The organism is Lutimonas sp., from assembly GCF_051011215.1.
Taxonomy (GTDB): Bacteria; Bacteroidota; Bacteroidia; order Flavobacteriales; family Flavobacteriaceae; genus Lutimonas.
Genome location: NZ_JBPCUJ010000156.1, coordinates 1 through 8200, shown reverse-complemented (window position 1 = coordinate 8200; position 8200 = coordinate 1). Strand labels below are relative to the sequence as shown.

The following is an 8200-nucleotide window of genomic DNA, read 5'->3' as shown; positions in this document are numbered from 1 at the left end:
CAATAACCTGATGTTGATGTGTGAGCAGGTCTTCAAGCTTTTTGTCTGCAACTATAGCTCCTTTATTTATAATGATGGCTCGATCACACATAGCTTCTACCTCCTGCATGATGTGGGTAGACAATAAAATGGTTTTTGATTTTCCTATCTCTTTGACAAGGTCTCTTATGTCCTTTAATTGATTTGGATCTAATCCGGTAGTCGGCTCATCGAGAATTAAAACTTCGGGGTCGTGAAGCAAGGCAGCTGCAAGTCCTACTCTTTGTCGATATCCTTTAGACAATTGTCCAATTTTCTTCCCTTTGATATCGATTAATCCAACTAAGTCAATAACCTCTTGAATTCTTTCATCGGTAATTTTATGAATCTCCGCATGAAACTTCAAATACTCTCTTACATAAAAATCTAAATACAGAGGATTGTGTTCTGGTAAATAGCCAACAGATTGTTTCACCTGCAAACTATTGCCCTTCGTATTATATCCATTCACATGCACTGAACCGCTTGTTGCTTCGATATAGGTTGTAATGATTTTCATCATGGTCGACTTTCCAGCACCGTTGGGCCCTAAAAACCCAACAATTTCTCCTGAATCAATCTTAAAACTAACTCCTCTCAAAGCATTTTGAGTGCTGTAGTTTTTAACAATATTGTCAACCAGAATAGACATATAATTATGACTGTAAATAAATTTTTGCAAATAAACAAAATTTTCACAAATTTGATCCAGAAAAGAATAAGAATAATAAGGGTCATTTACTATTATTGTTGAATTATCATCAAACTTTTTGAAAAAACACTTGTAATTGAAAAATTAATTCATAGATTTGCTGCCTAATTTTGATTTTAATGACTATTTCTGTACAAATTTCTAACTGGTTTTACTTTTATTTTTTTACAAAATAGAGATGAGGCTTGTGATGTATAGATCAATTATAATAACATATTAAGTCTCGTTTTAACGAGGCTTTTTTTTTATTTATAACTCAAGAGAATAATGAAAATAGCCATACAGGGAATAAAGGGATCTTTCCACCATATTGTGGCCAATAAATATTTTGGTCAGGATATTGAATTGGTGGAATGTATGTCATTTACGGAAATTCCTGTTCTGCTGAAGGAAGGTAAGGTAGATAGTGCTGTGATGGCGATAGAAAATTCCATTGCCGGCGCCATACTCCCGAACTATGCATTGATTGATGAATTCAATCTGAGTATAGAAGGTGAGGTTTATATAAATATCCATCATCACCTAATGGCTCTTCAAGGTCAGTCTCTCGAGGACATTAAAGAAGTGTGGTCGCATCCGATGGCTCTACTGCAGTGTCGTAAATTTTTCAGGAGCCAACCACAATTCAAATTAATTGAAGAGAAAGACACAGCAGAAGTTGCACAACGAATTCAAAGAGATAACATAAAAGGTGTCGCAGCCATCGCAAGCAAAATGGCCGCAGAGATGTATGACTTGGAAGTTTTAAAAGATGATATACAGACGATAAAGAACAATTCAACCCGTTTTTTCATTTTGAAGAACAACAATGATAGTCCTTACCACCCCAGCAAATTAGGTGATGTAAAGGATAAAGCCTCAGTAAAGTTTGTAACAAAGCACGATGCGGGAAGTTTGGCTGAAATTTTGGACATTTTTGGGAAACATGAGCTCAACCTTACTAAGATTCAATCGCTGCCAATAATAGAAAAACCATGGAATTATGCGTTTTTCATTGACCTTGTTATAGAGGATTTTGTGCTTTATAAAAATGCATTACACCTTATTTCAAAAAAAGTTAACGACCTTAAAATATTAGGTGAATACCATCAAAATAACGCATAATGTTAAGCACGGCGAAAAGATTAAATGACGTAAAAGAGTACTACTTTTCTATCAAATTAAGAGAAGTAAGGTCGCTTATTGAGCAAGGTAAGCCTATTATTAATCTAGGTATTGGAAGCCCTGACCTTTCACCTCCGGAAAAGGTTATCAGCGCTCTGAAAAACGCAGACACACATGGCTACCAAAGCTACCAGGGTCTTCCTGATCTGAGAAAAGCAATCGCCGATTTTTATAAAAAATATTACAGTGTTGATCTGAAATTTGAAAATCAAGTACTGCCTTTAATGGGTTCAAAAGAAGGGATATTGCATATTTCAATGGCCTTTTTAAATCAAGGAGATCAGGTACTGATTCCGGATCCTGGTTACCCAACCTACGCTTCAGTCACAAAACTGATTGAGGCAGAGCCTGTTTTATACAAACTCCATGAAAATAAGCATTGGTGGCCTGACTTGAATGCCATAGAAAAAAATGACCTCAGCAAGGTAAAAATTATGTGGGTCAATTATCCGCATATGCCTACAGGAAGCAATGGAAATGAGGCACTATTCAAAGAACTGATTGCTTTTGGAAAAAAGCATGATATCTTAATTGTGAATGACAATCCATATAGCTTCGTTTTAAATGATGAGCCTCAGAGTATTTTGTCCGTTGATGGAGCTAAAGATGTTGCCATCGAATTAAACTCTCTCAGCAAAACTTTTAATATGGCCGGTTGGAGAGTTGGAATGGTAGTGGGTCACGAAGATCACATTAATGCGATTTTGAAAGTAAAAAGCAATATGGACTCTGGCATGTTTTACGGCATTCAAAAAGGAGCTATTGAAGCCTTAAAATTATCTTCAGACTGGTTTGATTCAATGAACCTGGTTTACAAAGAACGACGAAGCATTATCTGGGAAATCTGTGACATCTTGGGGTGTAGCTATGACAAAGATAGTTCTGGCCTCTTTGTATGGGCTAAAATACCCGTTGGTAAAAAATCAGAAGAAATTACAGACATGATTTTATATGATCACGATGTGTTTATTACCCCCGGAACTGTTTTCGGCTCTCAAGGTGAAGGATATATACGATTTTCTCTTTGTGTGGAAAAGAACAAGATGAAGGAAGTATTGAATCGCATATCAAAAATGAATTTGTCATGAAAAAAATTGCAGTAATTGGTTTAGGACTTATTGGCGGATCATTGGCGCTTGAATTAAAAAAGAATTCCTGGGCTACTATTTATGGAATTGACAAAAATGAGGAACATTTAAAGAAGGCTTTGGAACTGGGAATAATTTTTCAAAAGGCTGATTTAAGTATCATCCCTGAAATGGATGTTGTTATTATAGCAGTTCCCGTAAACGTTATCCCTCAAATAACAATTGAAGTACTAAATCTAATTAATGAAAATGCCTTGGTTTTTGATGTAGGATCGACAAAGTTAGCTGTTTGTGACGCCATTAAAGATCATAAAAACAGAGAACATTTTGTGGCATTACATCCGATTGCAGGTACTGAATTTTCGGGACCGGAAGCAGCCATTTATGATTTGTTTACCGGTAAGGTAAATATAATCTGCGAAAGAGAACGCAGCAACCCAGTCATGGTAGATCGTGCGATGGCCATTTTTGAGAATCTAAAGATGAAAAATGTTTTTATGGATTCTGCCAGTCAGCATGATACCCATATCGCTTATGTTTCTCACCTCTCACATATTAGTTCTTTTATGTTAGGTAAAACAGTACTTGAAATTGAAAAAGACGAAAAAAATATATTTAATATGGCTGGCAGTGGGTTTGCTTCTACGGTAAGGCTGGCAAAAAGCAACCCGGAAACCTGGACTCCGATATTTATGCAAAACAGGGACAATTTATTGAAATCATTAGAAGAATACATTAAAAATTTAAATCAATTTAAAGATATCTTAACTAGAAAATCAGCCGATGACGTTTTAAACATCATGGAAAACACAAACAGAATCAAAGACGTTTTGGCCGGAATTAAACATGAATGAAAATGGAAAACAAAAATTTTAGAACATGGTTGGATGCCATGGAATTAGCGCATCCTCTTGTAATCGCAGGACCATGTAGTGCAGAGAGTGAACAGCAAGTGCTTGAGATCGCCCATGAATTAAAAAATACTGACGCAACTGTATTCAGAGCTGGTGTTTGGAAACCAAGGACAAGACCGGGGTCTTTTGAAGGAAATGGAGCAGTCGCGCTTCCATGGCTTAAAAAAGTAAAGGAAGAAACCGGATTGTTAACGGCTATCGAAATCGCCAATGCGCAACATGCAAAATTAGCGCTTGAATTCGATATAGATATCCTTTGGATTGGAGCGAGAACAACTGTAAACCCTTTTGCCGTTCAGGAGATCGCAGATGCCATTGCAGGTACTGATAAAATTGTATTGGTAAAAAACCCTATTAATCCTGATTTAGCACTTTGGATTGGCGCTATTGAAAGATTGCATAAAAAAGGTGTGACCAACTTAGGTGCTATTCACAGAGGATTTTCTTCTTTTAGAAAATCGAATTACAGAAACATTCCAAGCTGGCAAATTCCTATTGACTTAAAAAGTAAATACCCAACCTTGCCAATCATCAATGACCCTTCGCATATCTGTGGAAACCGCGAAGGAATTTTTGACGTTTCTCAGACTGCCTTAGACCTTAAAATGGATGGGCTAATTATTGAAACTCATTGTGATCCTGACAAGGCATGGAGTGATGCGCAACAACAAATTACTCCTTCTCGACTTGTTGAGATTATGGATGAATTAAAAGTTCGTAAGCCTCGTTTTGAAAGAGAAGAATCTTTATCCAAATTAAATGCTCTTAGAAAGGAAATTAATGCCAAAGATGAGCAATTATTAGAGACTCTTTCAGAAAGAATGCAAATAGTTGAAAACATTGGTAAAGCTAAAAAAGAGAGTAATGTAGCAGTTCTTCAAACCACAAGATGGAATGAAATTCTTGGAAAGGTTATTGACAAAGGTGAAGAACAAGGGTTGTCAAAGAATTTTATCGAAAAAATCTTTAAAGCCATTCACCAGGAATCGATTGCACATCAGGAGAACATTATCAACGGTTAATTAGACTGATTTTTAATCTTTTATTCTTTGGGATTCTTATCTTTGACAGAATCCCAAAGTTTTTTTATGTAAAAAAATAATTTTCAATAGTGCCCTCGAACGAATTTCATGGTTTGAGAAAACAATTATTCTTTACTGAAAATACTTTTGATTTACCGACTGTTGAAAACTTATATGTTCTAAATTTCTAAGAAAAATGACTGTACATAACTTAGCCGAAACCAATTCTGTTTTAAATCATTTTATTTCTGAAATCAGGGATCTGGAAATCCAGAAAGATTCGATGCGATTCAGAAGAAATATTGAACGAATTGGTGAAATCTTGAGTTATGAAATGAGTCAGAAATTGAGCTTCAGATCGAAAACAGTCCAAACTCCACTTGGCGAAAAAAATGTTTCCATCGTTTCTGAAAAATTAGTTCTTTGCTCGGTTTTAAGAGCAGGTCTTCCCTTACATCAAGGTGTTTTAAACTACTTTGACCAAATTGAGAATGCCTTTATTTCAGCTTATCGGAAACATACTACCACAGAAGATTTTGACATAAAAGTTGAATACCTGGCCAGCCCTTCTTTAGAAGGTAAAACGGTTATCTTGGCCGATCCAATGCTCGCCACTGGCAGTTCACTTGTTGCTGTATTAAAGGCCCTGAAAAATATGGGAAACATAAAACAGATACATATCGTCTCGGTAATTGCGGCCAGAGAAGGCGTTGAATTTGTTGCGAAACATTTTCCTGAAAACAGTCATTTATGGGTGGCAACGATTGATGCTGATTTAAATTCTAAAGGATATATTGTTCCTGGTCTGGGTGATGCCGGAGATCTGGCATTCGGAGAAAAAATATAATTTAGAAGAGCTTATAAATAAACGTGATTATAAACAAGTAAATAATCAGCTCTTTGATCCAATACCTATTGATTACCTGAAGGTAATTAGCAAACAATACGCTGATAGGAAAAAATAAAAAAACCAGTTCTGAGCCATCTTTATCAGGAGAAATAAAAACCAGAATAAGGGAGATTCCAATATGAGTAATCAGCAATGACCAAGTTGCTTTGAAATCTATTTTTGCCAGTAAAGATCGTTTAGTCGTTGGATAAATTGCTATAGCAGAAAGTATCCCCATCAGCAAAAGAGGCACCAGATAACTACTGGACAAATAAGGCCCCATTCCCAGGTCAAAATCAACTGTCCAAAGATCATAGAATCGACCAAGGTCGTCAAAAGCCAATAAATATGTGAAAGATAAAAATATCGGTGTAAGAACTCCAATTAAAGGAATAATAAAATTCCTCCATTCTATCTTTCTAAAAATTATGACGGCTGCGTACACCAAAATTAAATAAATCAAACTTCCGATATAAAACAAACTGGCTATCCCAATCCAAAAGGCACCGTCAAATATTTTTTCTTTTGTTTCGAGAGATGATCTCAGACTATAAATCCGCCTGAAACCAAAAAGCAAAATAAAATTAGAAGCAAAAATCCCTTCCGACAAGAAAGAATTTGGAAAGAAACTGGTTAATAGGATATAAAACAAAATGGCCAATGAATTATCCTCTGTAAGTGAGTTTTTACGTATGATGAAATTTAAAACAAATACTGTTGCGATTGCGAGGAAAAGGAAAAGCCCGGTTTTTACGAAAAAATAAAAATTCAAAGGTTCAGAAGTACCTTTAAAAAGGGTGATTAAAAAAATAATAAAAACCAAAACTGCGAGAACCAAAAAGTTTATGGGCTTGGTTTTATTAAAAAAATTGGCAATCATGATGATATTTTTTAATTTTGCCCTTTGTTTTTGGCAAACTCAATTATCTTTGCACAAGATTAAGCTAATGTAAAAACTTTTGCAACATAAGCCTTAAGGTTTAAGTTGATTTTAAAAAATTAAATATGATATCAAATAATTTTTTTAGAGTAATTGGAGAATTGTTTTCTGAATTTTTATTCGCTCCCTACGATGCTATTAGATCTATTGATGGATGGTGGGCTTCTAATTTTTTCAATGCGATTCTTTTTATCATCACCTCTGGCTTATTTATTTACTGGCTTGGGCAACTACAGAAATTTAGAAAAGCCAAGACTGAATAGTCACATTAAAAAATCCATTTTCCTTTGGGAAGTAAGAATAAATTAAAACGTTTTAAGGATAACGAAGCCTTTAAGAACGTCGTACAACCAAGTCGGGAAGAAGTTCTTGACAACTTTTCTTTGAAGGGAAAATGGCATACTTTTTTTAATAATAAAAACCCTGTCGTTTTAGAACTAGGTTGTGGCAAAGGTGAATATTCAGTGAGCCTTGCCGAAAAATATCCTGAAAAAAACTTTATTGGAATTGACATTAAGGGAGCCCGTTTTTGGAGGGGTGCCAAAACTGCCATTGAAAATAATTTAGAAAATGTGGCCTTTCTGAGAACTCAAATTGAGCTTATTGATCATTGCTTTGCAGCTGGTGAAGTTTCTGAAATCTGGATTACTTTCCCTGATCCTCAGATTAAATATAAAAGAACAAAGCATCGACTGGTCACAAGACCTTTTTTAGAAAAGTACCAGCAATTGCTAAATTCCGATGGACTTGTTCATTTGAAAACGGACAGTGAATTTTTACATGGATACTTACTGGGATTGTTGCATGAAGGCAATCATGAAGTCCTTTATGCGAATCATGATATTTATAATAGTTCCAGCCCGCCGGAAGAAGCCACCGGGATTCAAACATTTTATGAAAATCAATATCTTGAGGTGAATAAAGCCATTACCTATGTTCAGTTTAGAACTAATTATTAATTTGATCTTGAATTTTAGTAAATTCAACAAATCAAAATTGGTATGGAAAACATGAAAGAAGAAGGGTTTTTTCAAAGAGTTTATGAAATTACAAAACAAGTCCCATTTGGACGGGTCACTTCCTATGGTGCCATCGCTCGATTTTTAGGAACTCCACGCTCTGCCAGAATGGTTGGGTGGGCTTTAAATGCCTCACATTTAGATGATTCCATTCCCGCTCATCGAGTGGTTAATAAACAGGGACTGCTCACTGGAAAACATCATTTTAAAGGTTCAAATCTCATGCAGCAACTGCTAGAAAATGAAAATATTAAGGTTGAAAATAATCAGATTTTACACCTCCAAGAAAAATTTTGGGACCCAAATATTGAATTAATCCAACAATAAATCTTAAAAATTTGAGTTTTTTGTTTTGAAAAGAAAGATTTAAGAAATTTCTTTTTTATATTTGTGCTAAATTGTACCTAAAATTTTAACTAAACCATGAAGAAACT

General features: G+C 35.2%; 10 protein-coding genes. 8 read left to right on the top strand and 2 right to left on the bottom strand.

Features of this window, described 5'->3' with window-relative positions; genetic code table 11:
• Positions 1-670: ATP-binding cassette domain-containing protein (locus ACR2MV_RS14855; protein ID WP_434022895.1), on the bottom strand; the 670-nt coding region annotated here is incomplete at its 3' end.
• Positions 671-997: 327 nt separating this feature from the next.
• Here ACR2MV_RS14855 and ACR2MV_RS14850 point away from each other — a divergent pair.
• The 5 genes from ACR2MV_RS14850 to upp all read left to right on the top strand — a co-directional run bounded on the left by ACR2MV_RS14850 (position 998) and on the right by upp (position 5765).
• The gene (locus ACR2MV_RS14850) at positions 998-1834 is read left to right on the top strand and encodes a prephenate dehydratase (protein WP_434022892.1); all 837 of its coding nucleotides are present in this window, start codon (positions 998-1000) and stop codon (positions 1832-1834) included.
• Entirely contained in the window at positions 1834-2982 is a 1149-nt protein-coding gene (locus ACR2MV_RS14845) for a pyridoxal phosphate-dependent aminotransferase (protein WP_434022890.1), read from the top strand. The genes ACR2MV_RS14850 and ACR2MV_RS14845 overlap by 1 nt, the downstream gene beginning before the upstream one ends.
• A complete protein-coding gene (locus ACR2MV_RS14840) occupies positions 2979-3836 on the top strand; it encodes a prephenate dehydrogenase (protein WP_434022889.1) in 858 nt (285 codons plus the stop codon). Before ACR2MV_RS14845 ends, ACR2MV_RS14840 begins: the two co-directional genes overlap by 4 nt.
• A 2-nt stretch (positions 3837-3838) precedes the next feature.
• A complete protein-coding gene (locus ACR2MV_RS14835; RefSeq protein WP_434022888.1) occupies positions 3839-4918 on the top strand; it encodes a chorismate mutase in 1080 nt (359 codons plus the stop codon).
• Between the two features lie 196 nt (positions 4919-5114).
• Entirely contained in the window at positions 5115-5765 is a 651-nt protein-coding gene (gene upp / locus ACR2MV_RS14830) for a uracil phosphoribosyltransferase (RefSeq protein WP_434022886.1), read from the top strand.
• 1 nt (position 5766) lies between these two features.
• On the opposite strand, the gene ACR2MV_RS14825 is transcribed toward upp, so the two are convergent.
• The gene (locus tag ACR2MV_RS14825; protein ID WP_434022885.1) at positions 5767-6687 is read right to left on the bottom strand and encodes a DUF6427 family protein; all 921 of its coding nucleotides are present in this window, start codon (positions 6685-6687) and stop codon (positions 5767-5769) included.
• Positions 6688-6812: 125 nt separating this feature from the next.
• Between ACR2MV_RS14825 and ACR2MV_RS14820 the strand changes: the two genes are divergently transcribed.
• Genes ACR2MV_RS14820 through ACR2MV_RS14810 form a run of 3 tightly spaced genes read left to right on the top strand, consistent with a single transcriptional unit; the run spans position 6813 to position 8093 of the window.
• Positions 6813-7010 (top strand): DUF6341 family protein, encoded by a 198-nt coding sequence (locus tag ACR2MV_RS14820; protein ID WP_434022884.1) that lies wholly within the window; start codon positions 6813-6815, stop codon positions 7008-7010.
• A 24-nt stretch (positions 7011-7034) separates the two neighbouring features.
• Positions 7035-7706 (top strand): tRNA (guanosine(46)-N7)-methyltransferase TrmB, encoded by a 672-nt coding sequence (gene trmB / locus ACR2MV_RS14815; RefSeq protein WP_434022883.1) that lies wholly within the window; start codon positions 7035-7037, stop codon positions 7704-7706.
• Positions 7707-7757: 51 nt separating this feature from the next.
• Complete coding sequence (locus tag ACR2MV_RS14810) at positions 7758-8093, top strand: MGMT family protein (RefSeq protein ID WP_434022894.1); 336 nt, start codon at positions 7758-7760, stop codon at positions 8091-8093.
• Positions 8094-8200 lie beyond the last annotated feature (107 nt).

Excerpts from the sequence above, each read along its gene's own strand:
- ACR2MV_RS14850 (WP_434022892.1), top strand. The coding sequence starts at position 998 with ATGAAAATAGCCATACAGGGAATAAAGGGATCTTTCCACCATATTGTG.
- ACR2MV_RS14845 (WP_434022890.1), top strand. The coding sequence starts at position 1,834 with ATGTTAAGCACGGCGAAAAGATTAAATGACGTAAAAGAGTACTACTTT.
- ACR2MV_RS14840 (WP_434022889.1), top strand. The coding sequence starts at position 2,979 with ATGAAAAAAATTGCAGTAATTGGTTTAGGACTTATTGGCGGATCATTG.
- ACR2MV_RS14835 (WP_434022888.1), top strand. The coding sequence starts at position 3,839 with ATGGAAAACAAAAATTTTAGAACATGGTTGGATGCCATGGAATTAGCG.
- upp (WP_434022886.1), top strand. The coding sequence starts at position 5,115 with ATGACTGTACATAACTTAGCCGAAACCAATTCTGTTTTAAATCATTTT.
- ACR2MV_RS14825 (WP_434022885.1), bottom strand. The coding sequence starts at position 6,687 with ATGATTGCCAATTTTTTTAATAAAACCAAGCCCATAAACTTTTTGGTT.
- ACR2MV_RS14820 (WP_434022884.1), top strand. The coding sequence starts at position 6,813 with ATGATATCAAATAATTTTTTTAGAGTAATTGGAGAATTGTTTTCTGAA.
- ACR2MV_RS14810 (WP_434022894.1), top strand. The coding sequence starts at position 7,758 with ATGAAAGAAGAAGGGTTTTTTCAAAGAGTTTATGAAATTACAAAACAA.